This window comes from Rothia sp. HMSC068E02 (assembly GCF_001813565.1).
In the GTDB taxonomy this organism is placed as follows: Bacteria; Actinomycetota; Actinomycetes; order Actinomycetales; family Micrococcaceae; genus Rothia.
Genome location: NZ_KV812895.1, coordinates 67,076 through 91,573 on the forward strand (window position 1 = coordinate 67,076; position 24,498 = coordinate 91,573).

Sequence of the window (24,498 nt, forward strand, 5' to 3'; positions counted from 1 at the left end):
GGAAAGAAGGACGATGGATACCGCATCTCACGCACCCGGCCAGAACCTGCTGGGCGGCGACGCTCAGACTCTGCGCCCGAATTCTGTGCGCCCGGTGAGTTTGGCGCACCTTCGCGAACATCTGCAGGGATTGGGTGCTCAGGTGAGTTCCCAGCTGGCTAGTGGCGTTCAGGGTTCTGAATCCGGTGATTCTGTTGAGGTTACCGGTATTAGCATGGACTCCCGAGGTGTTCGCCCGCAGGACCTGTACGTGGCTCTGCCCGGTGCGAAGGTGCACGGTGCGCAGTTTGCTGAGGCCGCGTTGAATCTGGGTGCTTCCGCTATTTTGACGGATGCTGCCGGTGCGCAGCTGCTGGGTGAGGCGCCGGTGTCTGTCCTGGTGACTGAGAACCTGCGCGAGTATGTCGGTCCGTTGGCTGCGCTGATTTATGGTTCGGCGTCGTTCCCCGCTACCCACCGTTACGCGGTGACCGGCACGAACGGTAAGACCACCTCCACCTATATGCTGGAGTCGGTGTTCCGCACCGGCCTGGGTGTGAAGACCGGTCTGATTGGCACGATTCAGATTCTGATTGATGGTGTGTCGGTTCCTTCGAAGATGACCACCCCGGAGTCTCCTCACGTGCATTCTCTGCTGACGATTATGGGTCAGCATCAGGTGCGTTGCGCCGCAATGGAGGTTTCCTCACACGCGATTGATTACCACCGTGTGGACGGCGTGAAGTACGCGGTTGCTGGCTTCACGAACCTGACTCAGGATCACCTGGATCTGCACGGCACCATGGAGCACTATTTCGACTCGAAGGCTCAGCTGTTCACCCCCGAACGTGCCGAGCTGGCTGTGATTACTGCTGATGACGAGTGGGGCGAGAACATGTTCTCCGCCGCTTGCGAGCAGATGGGTGCGCAGCAGGTGCACCGCCTGGTGACTGCGCGCGGTGCCGGTCTGGCTGAGGTACCCGCAGAGTTTGGTGCCCGCGACTGGGCTGTGGTGAAGGTTCAGCGTGAGGGCCTGGGCCACCGCTTCCACGTGGCTAACGGTGCCGGTGAGAGCGTTGAATGCTACACCGGTCTGCCCGCTGATTTTAACGTTTCGAATGCTGCGCTGGCGGCGCTCATGGCGTACCTGGACACTGACTCCGCTGAGCGTGAGCGTCTGTTGCCCGAGCTGGCGTCCGGTTCGGCTCTGACTCCGGTGGTGCCGGGTCGTATGCAGCTAATTTCTTTGGCTCCGCACGCGATTGTGGACTTTGCCCACAACCCTGACGGCCTGACCCGTGCCCTGGAGGCGATGGATCGCCCCGGCGACGGCAAGGTCATGATTGTTTTCGGTGCGACCGGTGAGCGTGACCAGCTCAAGCGCCCGATTATGGGTGCGATTGCGGCACAGTACGCAGATATTGTGGTTGTGACTGATGACGATCCGCACGGTGAGGCGCCCGAGCCGATTCGTGCCGCCGTTGAGGAGGGCGCGCAGAAGGCTGAGAACCGCCGAGCCACCCAGATCCTGAATATTTCTCCGCGTGCCGCCGCTATTGATGCGGCAATTGCCCTGGCGGGCGAGCATGACGCCATCCTGATTGCTGGCCGCGGCCACGAAACCGAACAGGATGTTGACGGCGTGGATATCGCCCTGGACGACCGCGTTGAAACCGCCCGTGCCCTGCGTGCGCACGGTTTCGAGATCCTGCCTGACTACCAGCGCATGCTCGATGAAAGTGACTCTAAGACCGCTGAAGGTATGGTGAAGAATGATTAAGCTCAGCGCCGCCCAGATTATTGAGGCAACCGGCGGCACCGCTATCGGCCTGGAGGGCCGTGAGGAGCAGGTGTACGCAGACTTCGCCACCACCGACTCCCGCGAGGTGCAGACCGGTACCCTGTTCGTGGCGAAGCCCGGTGCGGTCACTGACGGTCACAGGTTCATCCCCATGGCGTTTGAGCGGGGCGCGACCCTGGCGCTGGTCGAGCGCGAAGTACTCGACGAGCAGGGCGTGCCCTACCCGAGCATCCAGGTGCCCGATGTGGTGCTGGCGATGGGTGATTTGGCGCGCTACTCCATTGAACAGATGCGTGCTCAGGGTGAGCTGACCGTTATCGGTATTACCGGTTCTGCCGGTAAGACCACCACCAAGGACCTTCTTGCCGCCATTTTCACCCCGGAGGGCCCGACCGTTGCACCGGTCGGCTCCTACAACAGTGAGGTGGGCGTGCCCCTGACCGTTTTCCGTGCGGATGAGTCTACCCGCTACCTGGTCATTGAGATGGGGGCCGACCACGTGGGCAACATCGAGTACCTGGCGAATATTGCGCACCCCGATCACGGTGCAATCCTGAAGGTCGGTACCGCGCACGCTGGCGAGTTCGGCGGCGTGGACAATATTGAGCGCACTAAGGGCGAGCTGGCTGAGGGTGTTCAGCCGACCGGTTCCCTGGCTCTGAACGCTGACGATGAGCGCGTGCTACGCATGGCGTCGCGTTCGGTTGCACCCATTACGTACTTCGGCGTGGGCGAGAAGACCGACGCGAACGGCCAGCCCTACGAACGCTACGTGGCGGCGCTGAACCTGCGCACCACCGACGCTGGCTGCCCCGAGTTCACTCTGCGCCTGCCCGACGGTAGCGAGTACGAGATTTCCTCGCAGCTGATCGGTGAGCACCACGTGCACAACCTGCTGGCTGCTGCGACAATCGCCTACAACAGCGGTATTTCCGGTGAGAAGATTGCTCGCGCGCTCAACAAAGCGGCGGCAGCTTCGAAGTGGCGTATGGCGCGCACCGACCGCGCTGACGGCGTGACCGTCATTAACGACGCCTACAACGCGAACCCCGAGTCGATGGCGGCTGCACTGCGCACTCTGGCGCAGCTGGGTCGCACCGTCGACCCGGCGACCGGTCAGCCGCACCGCACCTGGGCTGTTCTGGGTGCCATGCTGGAGCTCGGTGACGCCTCCGTGGAGGAGCACGACCGCATCGGTCGCCTCGTGGTGCGCATGAACATTTCCAAGCTGATTGCTGTGGGCGACGAGACGAAGCCCATCTACAACGCTGCTCATCTGGAAGGCTCCTGGGGTAATGAGGCGACCTGGGTGAAGACCCCGGAAGAGGCAGAGCAGATCCTGCGCGCCGAGGTTCACCCCGGCGACATTGTGCTCTTCAAGTCCTCGAACGGCGCGAAGCTGGGCATTCTGGGTGACCAGGTTGCTTTCGCCGAGTACACCTTCGGCGCTGAGGAAGAGCAGGCACCGACCTGGCTTTCTGCCGGTGACTTTGTTGAAACCACCGATTTGAGCGACCACCTTGCCGCTCACCTGGACGGTACCGCTAATGGCGACCGTACTTCGACCGAACAGACCACGAACGAAGGGTAGCGCTTTATGATTACCGTGCTGATTGCTGGAATCTTCGGATTCCTCATCTCCCTCACCGCGCTGCCGGTGTTCATCAAGAAGATGAAGTCCCTCAAGCTTGGCCAGCTCATCCGTGAGGAAGGCCCGGCGGCCCACCAGCACAAGGCGGGCACCCCCACCATGGCGGGTCTGATTTTCATCCCCGCGGCGATTCTCGCCTACTTCTTGACCCTTGCGGTGAGCGCCCTGTTCTTCGGTACCGCGCCGGTGCCGACCGCTACCGCGTGGCTGACCATCGCCTTCACCCTGGGCATGCTCGGTGTGGGCGCGGCGGACGACATCATGAAGTTCCGCAATAAGGGCAACGAGGGTCTGACCGAGAAGCAGAAGACCATTGGTCTTCTGGGCGTGACCCTGCCCTTCGCATACCTGGCGTTCCAGTTCCCGAACGAGTCGGGTGCTCGCCCGGCGTCGACCGCTATCTCTTTCGTACGTGACCTTCCCATTGACCTGTTCGCGGCGGGCGCGGTCTTCGGTAGCATCCTGCTGGTTGCGTGGATTACCCTCATCTCTCTGTCCGGTACGAACGCGGTGAACTTCACCGATGGTCTGGACGGCCTGGCCGGCGGCATCATGATGACCATCTTCTCCGGCTACCTGACCATCAGCATCTGGCAGTACGTGCACGCCTGCTCCGCTGGCGCTGGCACCGCCTGCTACGATGTGCGCGACCCCGGCTCGCTGGCGCTGATTGCTGCTTCCCTGGTGGGTTCGCTGGCTGGCTTCCTCTGGTGGAACGTGTCGAAGGCACAGATCTTCATGGGCGACTCCGGCTCCCTGGCATTGGGCGGCGCAATGGTTGCTTTCGCGCTGTTCACCCGCACCGAGCTGCTTCTGCTGGTTATCGCTCTGATTCCCGTGCTGGAAGTGTTCTCTGTGATTGTGCAGAAGTTCGTGTTCAAGACCAGCCGTAAGCGTTCGGTGGCAGCGGGGGAGAAGCCCCTACACGCGCACCGTTACTTCCGTATGACCCCCTTCCACCATCACATGGAGAAGGTCGGCGTCAACGGCATGTACTCAATTGATAAGCGAGGCATTGCCCCCGGTACCGTCAGCAGCGGCGAAGTGAACTCCGTGTTCCGCCTCTGGGTTGTTAATGCCCTCTGCGTGCTCGTTGCCCTGGCGCTGTTCTTCGGTGACTGGTTCTCGCAGACTTCTGGAGTGATTCACTAATGTCAACTATTGAACAGCCGGATACAGCTCGCATTGAAGCGAACGCCGCCGCTATTGCGGTGAACCCGGTGTACGAGAACGAGCGCCTCGCGGAGCTGACTCACTGGGGTGCGCCCTGGGCTAACCTGCGCGTGGTCGTGGTGGGTATGGGCACCAGCGGCGACGCTGTGACCGACGTGCTTGCCCAGCTGGGCGCGAAGATCGTTGTCATCGACGGGGCTGATACCCCGGAGAAGCGTGAACGCATCGACCTGTACGCTAACGCCTACGGCAACGTTGAGGGCCTATTTGGTCCCGAGCACATGCGTGCACTGCCCCTGGTAGACGGTCAGGAACCCGAGCTTGTGGTGACCTCCCCGGGCGTGCGTCCCGACCACCCGGTCATGCTGGACGCTTACGAGCGTCGCATCCAGATTTGGGGCGATGTGGAGCTGGCGTGGCGCCTGAATGAGCGTAGCGACCGCCTGACCCCCAAGTGGCTGTGCCTGACCGGTACGAACGGTAAGACCACCACCGTGGGCATGGTTGATTCCATCCTGAAGGCTGCCGGTAAGAAGGCTATTCAGGTAGGCAACGTGGGCATGCCCATCGTGTACGCCATTGCCGACGATGAGCCCTACGAGTTCTTCGCGGTGGAGCTGTCCAGCTTCCAGCTGCACTGGACCTACTCGATGTCCCCGTACGCTTCGGTGGTTCTGAACATCGCTGAGGATCACGTGGACTGGCACGGCTCGTTCGAGCGTTACAAGGCTGATAAGGCTCGCGTGTACGAGCACACTCAGGTTGCCTGCATCTTCAACACCGACCATGTGGACACCCTGCGCATGGTTGAGAACGCGGACGTTATTGAGGGCGCTCGCGCGATTGGCTTCAGCTCCACTGAGATGCCTGCCGTGTCTATGCTCGGCTTGGCTGAGGACATCATGGTGGACCGCGCCTTCTTGAAGAACCGTTACAACGAGGCGTACGAGCTGGCGGTTCTGGAGGATTTGGCTCCGGCACCCGGTAAGATGCCCGCGAAGCATACCGTGGAGAACGCTCTGGCGGCTGCGGCGCTGTGCCGTGCGGCTGATATTGACCCGAAGGCTGTGGGCGCTGGCCTGCGTTCCTTCAAGACCGGTGCGCACCGCAACCAGCTGGTGGGTTATGCGAACGACATCATGTGGGTGAACGATTCGAAGGCTACGAATCCTCACGCCGCGAATGCGTCGATGAGCGGTTACCCCTCGCTGGTGTGGATTGCCGGTGGTCTGTCGAAGGGCGTTGAGTACGATGAGCTGATTGCTGCTCACGCTCAGCGCCTGAAGGCTGTACTGATTATCGGTACTGATACTGCGGCGTTGAAGTCGGCGTTGGCTAACCACGCTCCGCAGGTTCCGACCTACAATATGACCGCCGCTGTGGCTGATTCTTCGGACGGCATTGCCGTGATGAACGCGGCCGTTGCGAAGGCTGCTGAGCTGGCGCATCCGGGCGATACCGTGCTGATGGCTCCCGCGTCTGCGTCGATGGACCAGTTCAAGAATTATGCGGTGCGCGGTGATGCGTTTGCGAACGCTGTTGCCGCCCAGCTGGCAGACTCTTAGGACGCTACCTGCAGGGGGCGTCTCGGGTGACCGGGGTGCTTTTTGCGGGTTCTTCTCGGGGGTGGGATGGTAATGGTGTCCCACCCCTGAACCTTTTTCGTGTAGTCGCCACGACGAATCCGTGGCAGTTGAGGCCTATAGGAGGGCATGTGAGTACCAGCGCATCTTCGGAGCGTTCGGCTTCTTCGGCGCGTTCGACCGCGAGTGGTCGTTGGGCGTCTTTGCGAGCCGGTTTGGAGGATTTCTCTGCGCCGTTCCGTGCTCGTGCCGATAGGCTGTACCGTCGTGGTTTGAAGGCTGACCTGTGGGATGTGCCGGTGATGCTGCTGATCACCACCTTGGGTCTGGCTATTTTTGGCTGCATTATGGTGCTGTCGGCCTCGAGCGTCACCATGATTTCTCAGGGCCAGTCGCCGTTCTCGCAGGTTTCGTCGCAGGTCATGTTCTTGGTTCTTGGCGTGATTGCGATGGCGGGTATTACGCGCATCCCGGTGGGTGTCTACCACAAGAAGTTTGTGGTGAACGCGATGCTGATTGCCGCGTTGGTCATGCAGCTTGCTGTGGTGGTCGTTGGCGTTGAGGTGAACGGTAACCGTAACTGGTTGAAATTCCCCGGCGGCGTGCAGATTCAGCCGTCGGAGTTTTCGAAGCTGGCGATTATTATGTGGCTGGCATGGGTGTACAGCCGCCACGGCGATATTTCTCGCAGTATTTGGCGTACTCTGTTCCCCTCGATTTATGGTGTGGGTGCCCTGGTGCTGCTGATTATGCTCGGCGGTGATATGGGTACCGCCATGGTGTACGGCTTCATCTTTGTGGGCATGATGTGGCTGGCGGGCGCTTCTCGTAGCTCGCTGCTGAAGATTGGCGGCGCGTTTGCGGCGTTGGCGCTGGTGGGCGTTCTCAGTAGCGCGAACCGTGTGGCTCGTATTTTCGGTGTTTGGGGCTCGTGCACGAACGCTAACTGTGACCAGGCGAATTCTGGTGAGGTGGCGCTGACGACCGGCGGCTTCTTGGGTGTTGGCCTGGGCCAGTCGCGTCAGAAGTACAACTACTTGGCTGAGGCGCATAACGACTATATTTTCGCCATTATTGGTGAGGAGCTGGGCCTGCTGGGTACGCTGGCGGTTCTGCTGCTGTATGCGGGCCTGGTGTATTGTGCGGTGCGTATTATGCTGCGCACTACTGACCCGCTGGTGCGTTTGGCTACGGGCGGCATCATGATTTGGCTGACTTCTCAGGCGATTATCAATATGGGCATGGTGTCCCGTATTTTGCCGGTGATTGGTGTGCCTCTGCCGTTTGTCTCCTATGGTGGTTCGTCGCTGTTGTCTTCGTTGTTTGCGGCGGGTTTGTTGTTGGCGTTTGCGCGGCAGACTCCGTTGCGTGGCGCGACGGCACCGTCGAATATTGAGACTCAGAGCGTGCGTGAGGTTCGTCGTGCGAATGCTGATTGGCAGCGTCGTACGCCGTTGCAGATTGTGCTGAATCAGGAGGAGGCAGCTCGTGCGGCTGCCGGTGGCCACCTGATGAAGGAACATAACCCGTTTGCGCTGATGTTTGGTCCGGAGAGCACGTTGCGCCGCTGGTTGGGTTTTGCGCCGGATCAGCAGCGTGAGTTGGCTCGTATGACTCGTGAGCAGGAGAAGGAGCGTATCCGTCAGGAGAAAGCTCGTATTCGCGAGGAGGAGGCGCAGGTTCGTGAGGAAGCTGCCCGTGTGAAGGCGGAGCAGAAGGCCGCGCAGAAGCAGAAAACGGAAGCACAGAAGCAGAAAACCGAAGCTCAGAAGCAGAAGGCCTCGCAGAAGCCTGCACCGACGAAGGCAGCTCCGAAGAAGGCTTCCGCTCAGCCTCGTACCGGTCAGCAGGCTCGTGTTGCGAGTGGGCAGCCCGCGCAGGGTCGCCCCGCCCAGAAGACGACTGCTCAGAAGCAGACTGCTGCGAAGCCTGCAGGTCAGAAGCCCGCGGCTCCGAAGCATGCTGTACAGCAGCACGCTGCTCAGCCTCGTACCGCTCAGCAGCCCGCCGCGCAGAAGCGAGTGCAGCAGCCTCGCGGTGCCCAGACTCGTGGCGCCCAGCCCCGTAGCGCGCAGCATCGTCCGTCGGGTTCGCTACCTGCGGGTCTGCAGCCGCTGCATCCTGAGGATCGTCAGCGTCGTGCCCAGCGACAGGGTAACCCTCGACAGGGTGCTCAGCGTCAGGTGACGCCGCGACAGGGCGCCCAGGCAAAGGGCGCTCCGAAGAACGGCGCTCAGCAGGCGCAGCGTCCGGCTCAAGGCGCGGCTCGGAACTCGGCTCAGCGCGGCACCCGCAAGCAGAGTTAGCCTCTGCAGGGTGAAAGGCTCGCGGCTGGAGCACGGCTGTTTGGGCTACTATTTGAGCCTCCACTTGCACTGAATAACAGATAACGCCCTCGCCGTTGAGTCCTAGCTCAACGGCGGGGGCGCTCTGTTGAACAGGCGCTATAGCGTAAAATGATGCTGTACCGATGTGTTGGGAGAAAGACCTATGACGAAGAAGGCGCCCTCTATAGTCTTCGCCGGTGGTGGCACCGCCGGTCATATTAATCCGATGCTCGCGATTGCGCGTGCGATTCGTGACCTTGAGCCGAACGCTAAGATCCTGATGCTGGGCACCGCCGACAAGATGGAAGCCGAGCTGGTTCCGGCAGCTGGTTTCGATATTGAGTTCATCCCTCGTGCGGCGTTCCCCCGTAGCATTAACCGTGCCGCTTTCGCTTTCCCCGCTAAGTTCTTTGGTGGCCTGTCGAAGACCCGCCGCATCCTCAAGGATGTAGATGCGGATGTGGTCGTTGGCGTGGGTGGCTATGTGTGCCCGCCGGCGTATTTGTCTGCGTTGAGCGCTAAGATTCCCGTGGTGATTCATGAGGCGAACGCGAAGCCCGGCTTGGCGAACCGCCTGGGCGGTACGTTCGCTAAGTTCACCGGTGTTGCGTTCCCTAACACTCCTTTCCCGCGCGCGACCCTGGTGGGTATGCCGATGAAGGATGAGATTGCCTACCTGAACCGTGAGGCGCACCGTTCGAAGGCTCGCCGTAACCTGGGCCTGGACCCGCAGAAGCCGACCGTTATTGTGACCGGTGGTTCGCTGGGTGCGCAGAGCCTGAACAATGCGGTGGCGGCGTGCCGTGACCACTTTGCGGAATGGGACTTCCAGATTCTGCATATTACCGGTAAGGGTAAGACTGTTCTGGATGAGAACGGTGAGCCGTTGAGCGCGCCGAATTACCGTCAGATTGAGTTCAGCAACGGCATGCAGGATGTGTATGCTGCCGCTGATCTTCTGCTGGTGCGTTCGGGTGCGGCGACCGTCAGTGAGGTTGCCGCTGTGGGTGTTCCCGCGATTTTTGTGCCGCTTCCTATTGGTAATGGTGAGCAGGCTCTGAATGCTCGTTCTCTGGTGGAGTCGTCTGCGGCTCTGCTGGTGAAGGATGCAGAGGTCACCGGTGAGTGGTTCGCCCGTGAGATTCCGGCTCTTATGGCGAATCCGGAGGAGCTGGAGCGCATGGGCGCTGCGGCGTATGAACTTGGTATCCGTGACGCGGCGCGCGTTATGGCTGAAGCAGTATTGAAGGCAGCTGAGAAGTAATGACTGAATTGATGAATCTTGAGATGGTGTTGCCGGCACCGCTGAACCCGCCGTTCCCTGAGCGTGCGAAGATGAGCGAGTTGGGCCGTGTACACTTCATCGGTATTGGTGGCGCGGGTATGAGCGCTATTGCCGCTCTGATGCTGCAGGCTGGCGTGACGGTGAGCGGTTCGGATCGTGCCGAGTCGGCTACTGTTGAGTCTTTGCGTGCTGCGGGTGCTCGTGTGGGTGTTCCTCAGCAGGCTGAGAATATTGTGGATGTTGATACCGTGGTGATTTCTACTGCGATTCGTGAGGATAACCCGGAGCTTGTTGCCGCTCGTGCGCAGGGTCTGCGTGTGCTGCATCGTTCTGAGGCGCTTGCCGCTGTGATGGGTGAGTCTCAGGTGGTTGCTGTTGCCGGTACTCACGGTAAGAGCACGACCAGCTCCATGATTTCTGTGATGTTTGATCAGCTGGGTGCGCAGCCGTCGTTCGCGGTGGGTACTGTAATTGCTGGTCGCGGCATGAACGCTCACTTGGGTGCTCAGGGTCCGGGGTCGATTTTTGTGGCTGAGGCTGATGAGTCGGACGGCTCGTTTGTGCGTTACCGCCCGGCTATTGCTGTGGTGACGAATGTTGAGCCGGACCACCTGGATTTCTATGAGACGGATGAGCGTGTCTTTGAGGCGTTCAACCGTTTTGTGGGTTCGCTGGCACCTAACGGTGTTGTGGTGACCTGTGCTGATGATGCGGGAGCGGCTGATTTGGCGGCTCGTTCTCGTGCGGCGGGTGTGCCTGTAGTGACTTACGGTGAGGCGGCGGATGCTGACTTGCGCATTAGTGAGATTACCAGCGCTGGTTCTTCCTCGTCGTCGCACCTGTCGTGGTCTTTTGAGTGCCGCGGTGTGCGTTATGAGGGTGAGCATGATCTTGCGCTGAAGGTGCCGGGTATTCATAACCAGTTGAACGCTTCGGCTGCTTTTGTGTCGGCGTTGATTTCTGGTTACGAGGCTGCTGATATTGCTCGTGCACTGGCTGAGTTTGTGGGCGCTGACCGCCGCTTCACTCTGCGTGGTGAGGTTGCTGGCGTGAAGGTCTTTGATGATTATGCGCACCACCCGACCGAGGTGTTCCGCGCTCTGGAGACCGGCCGTACCGTGGCTGATGGCCACAACCTGTACGTGATTTTCCAGCCGCATCTGTTCTCTCGTACTCGCGAGTTCGCGAAGGAGTTCGCGCAGGCTCTGTCGATGGCTGACCGTGCTCATGTTCTGGATATTTACCCGGCTCGTGAGCTGCCGATTGAGGGTGTGACCAGTGAGCTGATTACCGGTGCTGGTTTCTCTGAGGTTCGTTACGCTACCGCTGAGGACGCTATTGAGGATATTGTGACGTGCGCTCAGGATGGCGATATTGTGATGACCGTTGGCGCTGGCGATGTGACCGCTTTGGGTGCGCGTCTGCTGGAGTCCCTGGAAATCCGTCACGGTGGCGAGTCGAAGAAGTCGGAGGCTTAGGCTGTGCCGATGAGTTCTGGTCTCTCTTCGGAGGGGCATTCCTCCTCGCGCGCGCCGAAGGCTCCGCGTTCGCGTGCTCGTTTGCGCGCCCAGCAGGTAGCTGAGAATGCGCAGGTTGAGGCTAAGAAATCTGAGTCTGTGCAGGCTGAATCTGCGCAGTCTCAGCTGACTCAGCCGCAGGCCACCCAGCCTCAGGTTGTGAAGAGCGCAGAAGCTACTGGGACTGCAAAGCCCTCGGAAGCTATGAAGTCTGTGGACGCCGTGAAGCCTGTCGAGGTTGCATCCTCGGAGGCTTCTGCTCAGCCTTCTGGTGCGCAGTCTGCCGCTAATCAGCCTTCCGCTACTCAGTCTTCGAGCTCCGTGCGACACATGCCGCGTAAGCCGGTGGTGCATAAGTCGCCCAGTCAGAACGGTGCTGATTCTTCGGCGTCCAAGAGCGCTGCGGCGGTTCATTCTTCAGCACAGTCTTTGAAGGATTCGGTGCGTTCTGCGCTGATGACCGGTCGTACCGTGTCTGAGGTTGAGCATGCGCCCGAGCTGTTTGATGTTGAGGCGTTTGAGGATTCTTCGTCGAAGACTTCATCCGCCAAGGGTGCATCTGCTCAGACTGCATCCTCGCAGTCGGTGAAGAGCGCAGAAAAGGAAGTAGCCGATCAGAAGGCTGCTCAGAAGAGTTCTGATAAGAAGTCTTCTGCCGATTCTGCTGAATCTCGCGAAGAGTCTGCCGCTCAGAAAGCTGAAGAAAGCGCCGATAAGGCGGGGGAGAAGGCTGTTGAAGAGCCTCGTCCCGCGAGCCGTTTTGGTCGTTGGCGTGCCGAGCGTGAGCAGCAGCGTGCAGCGGAGATTGAGAAGGAGCGCGAGCGTGCGAGCCGTCAGGCTCACCGTGAGCGTCTGCGTCAGGATCCGGGTCTGGACGGTCTGCGTGCTGAGGAGCGCCCCCGTAAGGAGCGTGCGCCTCTGACTCGTGCCCGTAAGCTGCTGTACACCGTCTCGGCACTGGCTATTATCGCGGTGCTGTATGTGGTGCTGGTCTTCTTCTCGCCCCTGTTGGCGACTCAGAAGATCACGGTGCGCGGCACGTCCCTGCTGGAAACCACCCAGGTGGAGCAGAAGCTTGAGCCTCTGCGCGGCGTTCCGCTCACTCGCATCGATGAGAAGAAGGTGCGTGAGCTGATCGGGCAGGATAATGTGATTCGTAGCGTGCAGGTGGAGAGCCGTCCGCCGCATGAGCTGGTGGTGACTCTGAAGGAGCGTACCGCGGTTGCGGTTGTGAAGCAGGGCGATACGTACCATACTGTTGATAGTGATGGTGTGAGCCTTCTGGAGTCGGCAACTCAGCCCGATACGTCGGTGCCGCTGGTTCGTTTCAGCGGTGATGACCCGCAGACTTCGGCTGAGTTCCGCACTATTTCTACCGCGCTTTCGGCGATGCCCTCTGAGCTTCTAGCTCAGGTTAAGGAAGCCGGCGCTACGTCAACCTCAAGTATCACTCTAACCTTGAGGGATAATACTACGGTGCAGTGGGGAACCGCTGAAGAGAGTGAGTTGAAGGCTAAGGTCCTGCTCTCCCTGCGCCAGGCTATTGCTAAGCGTGCCCAGGAGGAGACCTCCTCCGAGGCACAGACGCAGAAGGTGACCGTCTATGACGTGTCTGCCCCGCGCGTACCGGTGACCCGTTAGGGGAACCATTCAGGCGCTTTATCCTCCCTTTTTGTGTGAAATCCGCAAAAAGAGGGGGTAATTGCGCTGTGTGACTAGGAACCGACAAAAACAGTTTGGTATCCTAGCAGATAAAGTCATTCTTTAGAGGAAACCTTCAGGCTTAGATTAAGCTGCGGGTCTTCCGAAGCTGGAACACGGAACAATCGAGGAATACATGGACGCTGGAACTCCCCAGAACTACTTGGCAGTCATCAAGGTCGTTGGTATCGGCGGCGGTGGCGTCAACGCAGTCAACCGCATGATTGAGGTTGGTCTGCGCGGCGTTGAGTTCATTGCTATCAACACTGACGCTCAGGCTCTGCTGATGTCCGATGCAGACGTTAAGCTGGACGTTGGTCGTGAGCTGACCCGCGGTCTTGGCGCGGGCGCAAACCCCGAGGTTGGCCGTCAGGCAGCCGAGGATCACGCGCAGGAAATTGAGGAAGTCCTCAAGGGCGCAGACATGGTCTTTGTGACCGCAGGTGAGGGTGGTGGCACCGGTACCGGTGGCGCACCCGTCGTGGCACGTATTGCCCGCTCCCTCGGCGCTCTGACCATTGGTGTGGTGACCCGCCCCTTCACCTTCGAAGGCCGTCGCCGCTCCAACCAGGCTGAGACCGGTATCGCGGCTCTGCGCGATGAGGTTGATACCCTGATCGTTATTCCGAACGACCGACTGCTGTCGATTTCGGACCGTAACGTCTCCATGCTGGACGCATTCAAGTCCGCTGACCAGGTTCTGCTCTCCGGTGTGCAGGGCATTACCGACCTGATCACCACCCCCGGCCTGATCAACCTTGACTTCGCTGACGTTAAGTCCGTCATGCAGGGTGCAGGTTCGGCTCTGATGGGTATCGGTTCGGCATCCGGTGAGGACCGCGCAGTGAAGGCAGCTGAGCTGGCTATCGCTTCGCCGTTGCTGGAAGCATCCATCGACGGTGCGCACGGCGTTCTGCTGTCCATTCAGGGTGGCTCCGACCTGGGTCTGTTCGAGATCAACGAGGCTGCACGCCTGGTTCAGGAAGTTGCTCACCCCGACGCAAACATCATCTTCGGTGCGGTTATTGACGACGCACTGGGCGATGAGGCTCGCGTGACCGTGATTGCTGCTGGCTTCGACGCAGTAAACCCGGAGACCAACTCCAACGCTTCCACTGCTGCAGCTACCCAGGCTCAGCGCACCCAGGCATCCTTCGGCGGTTCCACCGCTCCGGCTGCTAACGGCTACGGCTACAACGCACCCGCTGCTGCTCCGGCTTCCACCGGCGCTGCTGGCTTCGACGTTGACCTTCCCCCGGTTGTAGAGGAAGCTCCGGCTCGCCGCGACACCCTGGATGTCCCTGACTTCCTGAAGTAGTCTGCCCGGCTGTGAACGCATAGGCGTTGCACGGCTGAGAGTCTTATGAAGCTATAGGGGAGCTGAGAAACACGCACATTGTGCTGTTCTCGGCTCCCCTTTGCTATACCCGCCGTTATACCTGCTGACATCTGATGAAGGAATAGAAGATGAGCGATAACCCCAAAACTTCGCTACTTGCCTCTGCCGATACCCGCACCCTGGGTCCCTGGCGTGTGCGGGTGGGTTTCACCTCCCGCGCGGCGGGCAACCTGGGCCTGCATGTGGACGATGAGCTCGGCGGCGGTATGGATGCCTCCCTGGTGCGTACCCTCAACCACCGTGCCGCCCTGGAGGAAGCGCTGGGTACCGAACCGTTCTTCTACCTGAACCAGGTGCACGGCGTGCAGATTGCCTACCCGGAAGACTATGAAGTGGAATCCTACGCACCCGGTGCCCCGCAGGAGCGTACGGTTGAGCGTGCCCGCGCGGTGCTGGAGAACTCCCCGGTCGCCGATGCGGCGATTAGCAGTGAGGGCGTGCCCTTGGCGATTATGGTGGCGGACTGCATTCCCGTGGTGCTGGTGGGTGAGCGGGTCGCGAACTGGCAACCGATCCTGGCGGTGGCTCACGCTGGCCGCCGCGGCCTGCTCGATGGCGTGCTCCAGCAGACCGTGCAGCGGATGCGTCAGCTTGGCGCGGAGAAAATTACCGCCTGGCTGGGTCCGAGCATCTGCGGTAGCTGCTACGAGGTGCCCGAGGCGATGCGCACCGAATCCACCGAGCTGATTCCGCAGGTGCATTCGGTGACCAGCCAGCAGACTCCCGGTCTTGATCTGCCCGCCGGCGCCCGCGCGGTGCTGGAGGAGGCGGGCGTGCGGGTGAGCATGGACTGTGCGCAGTGCACGTTTGAGGAGCCCGAGGTGTATTCGCATCGCGGGTTCACGAACCGCGGTGAGAAGCCGGGCCGTATTGCGGGTCTGGTGTGGATTGAGAAGGTGGCAGAGCCTGCCGCCTAGAGCTGCTAAAGATAGGGCCGCTAAAGAGATAGAGCCGCTGAAGGAGAGAAGATGTCTGAAATGAACGTAGAAGAGAACCTGCACTACACTCCCGAACGTGCCGAGCAGCTGCTGCAGAACTACCGCCGCGTGCTTGAGCGTATCCGCGCCGCGGAGCAGGACCACAGCGCCGTGCGTACCGAGGCGAGCGCCCCGGTGCAGCTGGTGACGGTCACGAAGTTCTTCCCCGCCTCCGACGCGGCGGCACTGCTGGATGGGGGAGTGACCCTCTTCGGCGAGAACCGCGACCAGGAGGCGAGCGCGAAGGCTCGCGAGCTTGCCGCATACTGTGCCCAGCGTGAGGTGCAGCCCCCGCACTGGGCGTTTATTGGCCAGTTGCAGACGAACAAGGCGAAGTCTGTGGTCAAGTACGCCTCCAGCGTGCATTCGGTGGACCGCCCCTCCCTGGCGGATGCGCTGGCGAAGGCGTACGCAAACCAGCTCTCCCGCTTTGAGGCGGGGGAGGCGCCCGCACCCGCGGCGGCGGAGCATGGTGCGCTGACCTGCCTGGTGCAGGTGTCCCTGGCGGAGGTCGCGACCGCTGGCCACGCCGCCGAGGGCGCGCGCGGCGGTACGAGCGCCTCCGAGCTGCTGGAGCTGGTGGAGCGCATCGAGAATCACGAGCACCTGCGCTGCGGTGGCGTGATGGCGGTGGCACCGCTGGGCATGAACCCGGATGCGGCGTTTGAGAAGCTCTATGGTTTGGCCTCGCTGGTGCGTGAGCAGGTGCCGCACGCGACCGAGATTTCCGCCGGCATGAGCGGCGACCTGGAAGCGGCGGTGCGCTGGGGCTCGACCTGCGTGCGCGTGGGTAGCGACATCATGGGTAAGCGCCCGGCGCTCTAGGCCCTTTAGCCGTTAGTCTTTTCAGCTGATGGGTGTCTGCTGGCGGCGGCATAATCATCGGTGCCCTGACCGCCCGCGCGGGGTGGGCGCTGGTAATATATACATGCCGGTGCATGACGTACCGTCACGCGCACACCTTCTGACGAAGCACCACGGCAGACCCTGTACACCACAAGCAAAGAACAGCGAGAGAATCATGGCGAAGCAAAGCCGTCTGGCGGGTTTCCTCGGCCTGGAACGATACCAGGGCGCTGAGACGACGCCGGAAGAATCCCCGCAGGCTGTGCAGGCTGACACCCGCAAGGAGGCGAACGCCTCCGCAGGGCAGGCTGCTACAGTGCAGAAGACCGAGGGCTCTAACCGGCTCTCAGCACTGCCCGGCTCGGCACAGTACAGCAACAGTGCAGTCGAGCCGCAGAGCGAAACCTACCACCCGCAGGACGAACCCGCCTATACTGAACAGGAAGAGTACCTGCAGGCTGATAGCTACGATGACGGTACAGAAACCGAGTATCTGGACGCAGAAGAACCTGCCGACGGACGAGCAACCGTAGATGCAGCGGCACACGCCACCGCTCATACACCTGAAACCACAGCTGACCTGGCCGAAACCGAACAGACCTGGGACGACGCCAGCGCAGACAATTGGGAGGACACCCCGGTGCCGAATACCGAATACACCGAGCAGTACGCCGAGACGTACTCCAACGACGGCTACTACGAAGAGGGCTACGAGCCCGAAGAAACCAACGGATACACCTACGGTTACGAGGAAGAAGAGGACGAATTGCGTCGTATCACCACTATCCACCCCCGCTCCTACAATGACGCAAAGATCATTGGTGAGGCATTCCGAGAGAACATCCCCGTGATTATGAACGTGGAAGAGATGCCCGACGCAGACGCTAAGCGCCTGGTGGACTTCGCCTCCGGTCTGGCATTCGCTCTGGAAGGCCGCATTGAGCGCGTCACCGCTAAGGTGTTCCTGCTGACCCCCTCCAACCTGGAGGTTCTGGGTGTGGCTAACTCTGAGGTTCCCGCCGGCTTCGAGACCGACGGCGAATTCCCCTTCGACCAGGGCTAAGGACTGATAGATGGGTTATATTTTCGCCCTCATTACGATTGTTGTCTACGTTCTCTACATTGCGATGCTTCTGCGCATGCTCTTTGACTGGGTGCGCATGTTCGCTCCGGAATGGCGCCCCAAGGGCATTGTGTTGCTGTTCGCCAGCGGCGTGTACGCGGTGACTGACTGGCCGATGAACCAGCTGCGCCGCCTGATCCCGCCGGTGCGCGTGGGTAACGTTGCGTTGGACACCGGTTTTCTGATTCTGATTGTTCTGCTGTCTTTCCTGCTGAACATCATGACGACGATTACCGCGAAGCTGTCCTAACGTAGCCCCTCCATCGGAGAGATACGAGAACTAGGCATGAGAGCCCCGCTTGCGCTTGGCATCCTGACATGGGATGACGTGCTGGCGGGGTTTTCTGTACCCAATTTCTGGGCCGAGAAGAACCTCCCGCGAGGGGGGAGAGACGAATACAGCCGGCGTCGAATCATGCGAAATGCACCCGCGAGCAGATATCGAGCTTGATTACGGCGGGGATAGGGATAAACGCAGCGCGTGGTGAATCCCACCCTTGCGCCGAGCGAATATTTTACGATTCAACCGACGTATAACCGGGCACAGAAACCAAAGAATAGTAGAATTGGTGCCAACGACTGCATCGCGGCATAACCATGCCCTGAATCATCGGGACCCTAAAATATTGGGGCCACGCCCTATCTGGCTGGTGAATCCGCGGCACTCAACATCACCACCAAACCCCGTAGGGATACCCAGAGGAGAAGCCCATGGCAATCACCCCCGAAGACCTGATCACTAAGAGCTTCAAGATCGTCACCGAAGAGTCCGGTTACGACCGCAACGAGGTCGACGACTTCCTGGACGAGCTCGTTGTCGAACTGCGCGCACTGTACTCCGAGCGTGACGCTCTGGAGCGTCAGGTCGAGCAGCTCTCCGCAAATGCTCCCGATTCCCCCGCAGCGGCTGTGGCACCCGCACAGTCCTCGGCAGCGCCGGCAGCAGCACCTCAGGATGCAGCAGCACTGCTTGCTATGGCACAGAAGGTTCACGACGACTACGTGGCACAGGGCGAGAAGGCTAAGGCTGAACTGATCGAAGAGGCAGAGAAGAAGGCAGACGCTATGGTGAGCGAAGCTCAGCAGCAGCGCGAAGAGGTTCTCTCCCGCCTCACCGACGAGAAGGAAGAGCTGGAGATCGCTGTTGAGGCTCTGCGCGGCTTCGAGAGCCGCTACCGCTCCAAGCTGCTGCAGCACCTGGACGCACAGGTTCAGGAGCTGAAGAACCTCAAGTCCATCGAGGCTTCCGCATAAATCAGCGTGCCTAAATAAGCTAACGACGCTGCTAAGCTAACGACGCTTTGAGGCGTATGCCGCCCGGATTCTTTCTCTTCCACCGCTATTCACCGGGGAAGATCGAGAGAACCGGGCGGTATTCTCATGCCCGCCCGGCACGGCCTAAGAACCCAGCATGCAAAGCGAGGGAGAGCACCCGCCACATCACCACCGAATACTCGATGCACTACCCCGATTTGCTAAGCTAGAGGGGCACTATCGAACGCGAGCGCGCCCTGCCTCCGTACCGTAGGGGCACCAACCGGCACAGACTAGAGGAGAGCTATGACCAACACCCCCAAGACTGCTGAATCCTCAGTCGCACAGGCTAGCGATAACGCCGCTGAAAACACCACCGAAGAAGCTACTGGACACCGCGTGCGCATCCTTTCGGCTCGCTCCGCGGGGATCCTCGCGCTCGTGCTTGCCGCCGTCGTGTTCGCTATCGACCAGGGCACCAAATACCTGGTCGTTACCCAGATGCAGTTGGGGGAGCGTATCACCGTCATTGACGGGCTTCTGTGGTGGTACTCGATCCGTAACTCCGGTGCCGCATTCAGCATGGGGGAGAACGTCACCTGGGTCTTCACCCTCGTCATGATTGCCGCCGCAGCCGTGGTGCTGTACCTGCTGCGTCGCACCCGCGCCCTGTCCTGGACCCTTGCGCTGGGCGGTCTGCTCGGCGGTATCTGCGGCAACCTTTTTGACCGTCTCTTCCGTGAGCCCGGCTTCGGCTCCGGTCACGTGGTTGATTTTATTTCCGTGCCGAACTTCGCGATTTTCAATATTGCAGACTCCGCAATCTGCGTGTGCATGGCGTTCATCGTTCTGCTGAACTTCAAGGGCCTGAACCTCAACGGCACTCGCGTGCAGGTGCCCGCTGACGAAACCCCGGCTGGCGACAAGAGCACCGACGAAAAGAGCGCCAAGTAGCTCCCCGTTCCGGCATACGCGCCGACGGTTACGTTGCCGACACACGTGCCTACTAAGACGTTCTCACACAGACAACCCCTCACACAGACAACCAAAGTAAACACCACCCGAAGGAGAGCCGCATGAGCGAAACCACCAACGCCGCCGAAGATACGGCCCGCATCCGCGCCGAATTCACCGTTGAAGGCGCGCTCGCCGGTATGCGCCTGGACGCAGCGCTCGCCGGTGCCCTCGATGCGCCGCGCACCCGCACCTCCGGGTGGATTCGTGACGGTCACGTGACCGTGACCAACAACGGCAAGTCCGTGAAAATCGGCAAGTCCTACAAGCTGTCCGCAGGGGACGAGGTCGTCGTGGATGCACCCGCACCGCGCGATCTGGCGGACATCCGCCCCGAGAAGGTGGATGGCTTCCGCATCGTGCACCTGGACGAGGACATCGTTGTGGTGGACAAGCCCGCAGGCGTGGCGGCACACCCCTCACCCGGCTGGCACGGTCCCACCGTCATCTCCGCGCTCATGGGCGAGGGCATTTCGGTTGCTACCTCCGGCGCGGCAGAACGCCAGGGCATTGTGCACCGCCTGGACGTGGGCACCAGCGGCCTGATGGTCGTAGCCCGCAGCGAACGCGCCTACACCGAACTCAAGCGAGCCTTCAAGGAACGCACTGTGGACAAGGTCTACCACACCCTCGTGCAGGGCCTGCCCGACCCGCTGCGTGGCACCATCGACGCACCCATCGGCCGCCACCCCGGCAACGAATGGAAGTTCGCCGTGGTCGAAGACGGACGCAACTCCATCACCCACTACGATGTGCTCGAAGCGTTCGGTCCCGCATCCCTGGTGGAGGTACACCTGGAAACCGGACGTACTCACCAGATTCGTGTGCACTTCTCCGCGCTGCGCCACCCCTGCTGCGGCGACCTGACCTACGGCGCCGACCCGCGCTTTAGCGCCGAACTGGGTTTGACCCGCCAGTGGTTGCACGCGCACCGCCTGGGCTTCGATCACCCCGGCACCGGCGAGCGCGTGACCTTCACCAGCGAGTACCCGCTCGACCTGTCCTACGCGCTGACCGCTCTGCGCGAGGGTAAGGTTCAGCTCGGCTAGACAGCTCGGTTCGGCTAGACAGCTCGGTTCGGCTAGACAGCCCAGCTAGGTAGAGCCACCCGCGGGCTGCCGCACACAGCTTCACATTCACCGCCTATCCTCCAGCCCACACCTCCAGGAGATTCCCGTGGCAACCAAAGAATTTACGCACCTGCACGTGCACACCGAGTACTCCATGCTCGACGGTGCCGCGCGCCTGGGTGACCTATTCACCCACGCTAAAGAACTCGGCATGAAGTCCATGGCGACCAGTGACCACGGCTTCCTCTTTGGTGCCTTCGACTTCTGGCGCCAGGCTAAAGCGCACGACATCAAGCCCATCATTGGTGTGGAGGCGTACCTGACCCCCGGCACGCACCGCACCGACCGTTCGCGTGTGCGCTGGGGCGACGGCTCCCGCGACGACGTCTCCGGTGGTGGCGCCTACACCCACATGACCATGTGGGCTGAAACCACTGAGGGCATGCACAACCTGTTCCGTGCCTCCTCGATTGCGTCGCTGGAAGGTCAGCTGTACAAGCCCCGTATGGACCGTGAGGTGCTGCAGACCTACTCGAAGGGCCTGATTGCCACCACCGGCTGCCCCTCCGGTGAGGTTCAGACGCGCCTGCGCCTGGGTCAGTTCGACGAGGCGGTTCAGGCGGCGAGTGAATTCCGCGATATTTTCGGCAAAGATAACTTCTACTGCGAGGTCATGGACCACGGCCTGGACATTGAACGCAACGTCCAGGAGGATCTGCACCGCCTCGCCAAGAAGCTGAACCTGCCCTTCGTCGCCACCAACGACCTGCACTACACCCGCCAGGAAGACCACACCGCCCACGCGGCGCTGCTGTGCGTGCAGTCCGGCTCGACCCTCACCGACCCCAAGCGCTTCAAATTCGACGCGGATAACTTCTACCTGCGCTCGGCAGAAGAAATGTACGCCCTGTTCGGCGACATTCCCGGCGCGTGCGAGAACACCCTCGAAATCGCTGAACGCTGCAACGTGGAGTTCAACACCAAGGCGAACTACATGCCGAACTTCCCCGTGCCCGAGGGTGAAAACGAGGAATCCTGGTTCGTGAAGGAGGTCGAGAAGGGCCTGCACTACCGCTTCCCGCAGGGCGTTCCCGACGCTGTGCGCAAGCAGGCAGAGTACGAGGTGGGGGTTATTACCTCCATGGGCTTCCCCGGCTACTTCCTCGTGGTCGCCGACTTTATCAACTGGGCTAAGCGCAACGGTATTCGCGTGGGCCCCGGCCGTGGCTCCGGTGCAGGCTCCATGGTCGCGTACGCGATGCGTATTACCGACCTGAACCCGCTCGACCACGACCTGATCTTCGAGCGATTCCTCAACCCCGACCGCGTCTCCATGCCCGACTTCGATGTGGACTTCGACGATCGTCGCCGCGGCGAGGTCATCGACTACGTGACCGATAAGTATGGTGAAGAGAAGGTCGCGCAGATCGTCACCTTCGGCACCATTAAGGCGAAGCAGGCGCTCAAGGACGCCTCCCGCGTGATGGATCAGCCGTACTCGGTCGGCGAGCGCCTCACCAAGGCGATGCCGCCGGACGTCATGGGTAAGAACATCGCCCTGGCGAACGTGTACAACGAAGAGGATAAGCGTTACGCCGAGGCGGCAGATTTGCGCGCCCTCATTGAGGACCCGGTCGATAAGATTTACGGCCAGGTGTTCGAGACAGCGAAGGGCCTGGAGGGTCTGAAGCGTCAGTGGGGTGTGCACGCTGCGGGCGTGATTATGTCCAGCAAGAATCTGGTGGATGTGATTCCCGTGATGCGCCGCGAGGCTGACGGCCAGGTCATTACCCAGTTCGATTACCCCACCTGTGAGGGCCTGGGCCTGATCAAAATGGACTTCCTGGGTCTGCGTAACCTCACCATCATCTCCGATGCGGTGGAGAACATTAAGGTCAACCGAGGCATCGACCTGGACCTGGAATCCCTGTCTTTGGACGATCCGGAATCGTACCGTCTGCTGGCGCGCGGTGACACCCTCGGCGTGTTCCAGCTCGATGGCGGCCCGATGCGCTCGCTGCTCAAGCTCATGGAGCCCGAGGAGTTCGAGCACATTTCGGCAGTGTTGGCGCTGTACCGTCCGGGCCCGATGGGCGCGAACTCGCACACCAACTACGCTCTGCGTAAGAACGGTAAGCAGGAGATCGAGCCGATTCACCCCGAGCTGGAAGAACCGCTGAAGGATATTCTGGACACCACCTACGGCCTTATTGTGTATCAGGAGCAGGTTATGGCGATTGCTCAGAAGGTCGCGAACTACACTCTGGGTGAGGCAGACCTGCTGCGCCGTGCGATGGGTAAGAAGAAGAAGGCGGAGCTGGATAAGCAGTACGCTACCTTCCACGACGGCATGATTTCTAACGGCTACTCTGAGGGCGCTATTAAGGCGCTCTGGGATATTCTGCTGCCGTTCTCTGACTACGCGTTCAACAAGGCGCACACGGCTGCGTACGGTCTGGTGTCGTACTGGACGGCGTACCTGAAGGCACATTACCCGCAGGAGTACATGGCTGCGCTGCTGACCAGCGTGGGCGATAACAAGGACAAGCTCGCGCTGTACCTGAACGAGTGCCGCGCCATGGGCATTACCGTGCTCGCACCGGACGTGAACGAGTCCACCCTGACCTTCGCCCCCGTCGGTGACGATATCCGCTTCGGTATGGGCGCGATCCGTAACGTGGGCGCGAACGTAGTCGAAGGCATGATTGCCGCCCGCGAGGAGAAGGGCCGTTACGAGTCCTTCAACGACTTCCTGAAGAAGGTGCCGCTGCAGGTGTGCAATAAGCGCACCATCGAGTCGCTCATTAAGGCGGGCGCTTTCGACGACCTGGGTCACACGCGCCGTTCGCTGTCCCTCATTCACGAGGCGGCAGTGGACGCAGCCGTGGCGGTCAAGCGTAAGGAGGCGGCGGGTCAGTTCGACCTCTTCGGCTCCCTCGGCATGGACGATGCTCTCGGCGACGAGCTGACGGTAACCATCCCCGACGTGCCCGAGTGGGACCGCCGTGAGAAGCTGAACTTTGAGCGTGACATGCTAGGCCTGTACGTTTCGGACCACCCGCTGCGCGGCCTGGAGCGTGCGCTCTCGGATGCCGCAAGCCATTCGGTACACGACATCATCGGTGAAGACTCGCACGTGCGCGACGGCGAAACCGTCACCCTTGCGGGCATGCTCACCGGCGTTTCGCGCCGTATCGCCAAGTCCAGCGGTAACCAGTACGCCTCCGTGGAGCTGGAAGACCCCTCGGGCGCAACCATTACGGTCATGTTCTTCTCCCGCGCCTACGAGACGATGGGCGCCGCCCTGGCGGACGACCTCATCTGCTCGATTCGTGGCCGCGTACAGCGCCGCGACGACGGTAGCGTGAACATGAGCGCGCAGGAACTGCAGATCCTGGAAATCAGCGATGACGGCCGCGCCGCACCCATCACCATCGTGGTACCCGAGTACCTGGTGACCGAGGCGAACCTAAAGGAGCTGAAGGAGACCCTGCGCGACCACAAGGGCACCGCGGATGTGCGCATGCTCGTGCGTACCCGCGATAAGGAGCAGCTGGTGTTGCTGGACCCGAGCGTGCGCGTGGAACCGAACCCGAGCCTCTTCGGTGAAATCAAGACGATTTTCGGTCCGAGCTGCATTCGACGCTAACAACACGCCCCTATGAGGGGAATGACAGGGTGGATTCTGCATAGCAGAGTCCACCCTGAGCGTATATTCACTCACACCATACGGTGTATCCGCTGTATATCACGGTAGAATAGGTATAAATATTCTTGAGCGCTGTATACGCGGGCGCT

The 24,498-nt window shown here is 60.8% G+C and carries 17 protein-coding genes; all 17 read left to right on the top strand.

What is annotated here, in order from left to right:
- Positions 1-13 precede the first annotated feature (13 nt).
- The 17 genes from HMPREF2919_RS08675 to dnaE all read left to right on the top strand — a co-directional run bounded on the left by HMPREF2919_RS08675 (position 14) and on the right by dnaE (position 24,349).
- On the top strand, positions 14-1,759 hold the full coding sequence (locus tag HMPREF2919_RS08675) for a Mur ligase family protein (RefSeq protein WP_070635141.1): 1,746 nt from the start codon (positions 14-16) through the stop codon (positions 1,757-1,759).
- Positions 1,752-3,371, top strand: coding sequence for a UDP-N-acetylmuramoyl-tripeptide--D-alanyl-D-alanine ligase (gene murF, locus HMPREF2919_RS08680; RefSeq protein ID WP_070667237.1), 1,620 nt, complete (start codon positions 1,752-1,754; stop codon positions 3,369-3,371). The genes HMPREF2919_RS08675 and murF overlap by 8 nt, the downstream gene beginning before the upstream one ends.
- 6 nt (positions 3,372-3,377) lie before the next feature.
- Positions 3,378-4,583, top strand: a complete 1,206-nt coding sequence (gene mraY, locus HMPREF2919_RS08685) for a phospho-N-acetylmuramoyl-pentapeptide-transferase (protein WP_049337563.1) — start codon at positions 3,378-3,380, stop codon at positions 4,581-4,583.
- Positions 4,583-6,169 carry a UDP-N-acetylmuramoyl-L-alanine--D-glutamate ligase gene (gene murD, locus HMPREF2919_RS08690; RefSeq protein ID WP_049337565.1) on the top strand — a complete coding sequence of 529 codons (1,587 nt, stop codon included), beginning with the start codon at positions 4,583-4,585 and terminating at the stop codon, positions 6,167-6,169. The genes mraY and murD overlap by 1 nt, the downstream gene beginning before the upstream one ends.
- Positions 6,170-6,318: 149 nt before the next feature.
- Positions 6,319-8,493 carry an FtsW/RodA/SpoVE family cell cycle protein gene (locus tag HMPREF2919_RS08695; RefSeq protein WP_070667239.1) on the top strand — a complete coding sequence of 725 codons (2,175 nt, stop codon included), beginning with the start codon at positions 6,319-6,321 and terminating at the stop codon, positions 8,491-8,493.
- Positions 8,494-8,677: 184 nt separating this feature from the next.
- Positions 8,678-9,778 (top strand): undecaprenyldiphospho-muramoylpentapeptide beta-N-acetylglucosaminyltransferase, encoded by a 1,101-nt coding sequence (murG, locus tag HMPREF2919_RS08700; RefSeq protein WP_070667241.1) that lies wholly within the window; start codon positions 8,678-8,680, stop codon positions 9,776-9,778.
- Positions 9,778-11,277 carry a UDP-N-acetylmuramate--L-alanine ligase gene (gene murC, locus HMPREF2919_RS08705; protein ID WP_070667243.1) on the top strand — a complete coding sequence of 500 codons (1,500 nt, stop codon included), beginning with the start codon at positions 9,778-9,780 and terminating at the stop codon, positions 11,275-11,277. The genes murG and murC overlap by 1 nt, the downstream gene beginning before the upstream one ends.
- A gap of 9 nt (positions 11,278-11,286) precedes the next feature.
- Positions 11,287-12,957, top strand: coding sequence for a cell division protein FtsQ/DivIB (locus HMPREF2919_RS08710; protein WP_246822816.1), 1,671 nt, complete (start codon positions 11,287-11,289; stop codon positions 12,955-12,957).
- Between the two features lie 196 nt (positions 12,958-13,153).
- Positions 13,154-14,335: a cell division protein FtsZ gene (gene ftsZ, locus HMPREF2919_RS08715; RefSeq protein WP_005506541.1), complete on the top strand. Its 1,182-nt coding sequence runs from the start codon at positions 13,154-13,156 to the stop codon at positions 14,333-14,335.
- Positions 14,336-14,484: 149 nt separating this feature from the next.
- Positions 14,485-15,333 carry a purine nucleoside phosphorylase YfiH/LACC1 family protein gene (locus HMPREF2919_RS08720; RefSeq protein WP_070667244.1) on the top strand — a complete coding sequence of 283 codons (849 nt, stop codon included), beginning with the start codon at positions 14,485-14,487 and terminating at the stop codon, positions 15,331-15,333.
- 51 nt (positions 15,334-15,384) lie between these two features.
- On the top strand, positions 15,385-16,218 hold the full coding sequence (locus HMPREF2919_RS08725; RefSeq protein ID WP_070667246.1) for a YggS family pyridoxal phosphate-dependent enzyme: 834 nt from the start codon (positions 15,385-15,387) through the stop codon (positions 16,216-16,218).
- Between the two features lie 601 nt (positions 16,219-16,819).
- Entirely contained in the window at positions 16,820-17,302 is a 483-nt protein-coding gene (locus tag HMPREF2919_RS09375) for a cell division protein SepF (protein WP_371326263.1), read from the top strand.
- A gap of 10 nt (positions 17,303-17,312) precedes the next feature.
- On the top strand, positions 17,313-17,612 hold the full coding sequence (locus HMPREF2919_RS08735) for a YggT family protein (RefSeq protein ID WP_070667250.1): 300 nt from the start codon (positions 17,313-17,315) through the stop codon (positions 17,610-17,612).
- A 461-nt stretch (positions 17,613-18,073) separates the two neighbouring features.
- Complete coding sequence (locus HMPREF2919_RS08740) at positions 18,074-18,616, top strand: DivIVA domain-containing protein (protein ID WP_070667253.1); 543 nt, start codon at positions 18,074-18,076, stop codon at positions 18,614-18,616.
- A gap of 306 nt (positions 18,617-18,922) precedes the next feature.
- Positions 18,923-19,570, top strand: coding sequence for a signal peptidase II (gene lspA, locus HMPREF2919_RS08745; protein WP_070667255.1), 648 nt, complete (start codon positions 18,923-18,925; stop codon positions 19,568-19,570).
- A gap of 122 nt (positions 19,571-19,692) precedes the next feature.
- Positions 19,693-20,679: an RluA family pseudouridine synthase gene (locus tag HMPREF2919_RS08750; protein ID WP_049350345.1), complete on the top strand. Its 987-nt coding sequence runs from the start codon at positions 19,693-19,695 to the stop codon at positions 20,677-20,679.
- A gap of 127 nt (positions 20,680-20,806) precedes the next feature.
- Positions 20,807-24,349: a DNA polymerase III subunit alpha gene (gene dnaE / locus HMPREF2919_RS08755; protein WP_070667257.1), complete on the top strand. Its 3,543-nt coding sequence runs from the start codon at positions 20,807-20,809 to the stop codon at positions 24,347-24,349.
- Positions 24,350-24,498: the final 149 nt, after the last annotated feature.

Bases quoted from the DNA above. Each gene is read 5' to 3' on its own strand.
- HMPREF2919_RS08675 (WP_070635141.1), top strand. From the start codon at position 14: ATGGATACCGCATCTCACGCACCCGGCCAGAACCTGCTGGGCGGCGAC.
- murF (WP_070667237.1), top strand. From the start codon at position 1,752: ATGATTAAGCTCAGCGCCGCCCAGATTATTGAGGCAACCGGCGGCACC.
- mraY (WP_049337563.1), top strand. From the start codon at position 3,378: ATGATTACCGTGCTGATTGCTGGAATCTTCGGATTCCTCATCTCCCTC.
- murD (WP_049337565.1), top strand. From the start codon at position 4,583: ATGTCAACTATTGAACAGCCGGATACAGCTCGCATTGAAGCGAACGCC.
- murG (WP_070667241.1), top strand. From the start codon at position 8,678: ATGACGAAGAAGGCGCCCTCTATAGTCTTCGCCGGTGGTGGCACCGCC.
- murC (WP_070667243.1), top strand. From the start codon at position 9,778: ATGACTGAATTGATGAATCTTGAGATGGTGTTGCCGGCACCGCTGAAC.
- HMPREF2919_RS08710 (WP_246822816.1), top strand. From the start codon at position 11,287: ATGAGTTCTGGTCTCTCTTCGGAGGGGCATTCCTCCTCGCGCGCGCCG.
- ftsZ (WP_005506541.1), top strand. From the start codon at position 13,154: ATGGACGCTGGAACTCCCCAGAACTACTTGGCAGTCATCAAGGTCGTT.
- HMPREF2919_RS08720 (WP_070667244.1), top strand. From the start codon at position 14,485: ATGAGCGATAACCCCAAAACTTCGCTACTTGCCTCTGCCGATACCCGC.
- HMPREF2919_RS08725 (WP_070667246.1), top strand. From the start codon at position 15,385: ATGTCTGAAATGAACGTAGAAGAGAACCTGCACTACACTCCCGAACGT.
- HMPREF2919_RS08735 (WP_070667250.1), top strand. From the start codon at position 17,313: ATGGGTTATATTTTCGCCCTCATTACGATTGTTGTCTACGTTCTCTAC.
- HMPREF2919_RS08740 (WP_070667253.1), top strand. From the start codon at position 18,074: ATGGCAATCACCCCCGAAGACCTGATCACTAAGAGCTTCAAGATCGTC.
- lspA (WP_070667255.1), top strand. From the start codon at position 18,923: ATGACCAACACCCCCAAGACTGCTGAATCCTCAGTCGCACAGGCTAGC.
- HMPREF2919_RS08750 (WP_049350345.1), top strand. From the start codon at position 19,693: ATGAGCGAAACCACCAACGCCGCCGAAGATACGGCCCGCATCCGCGCC.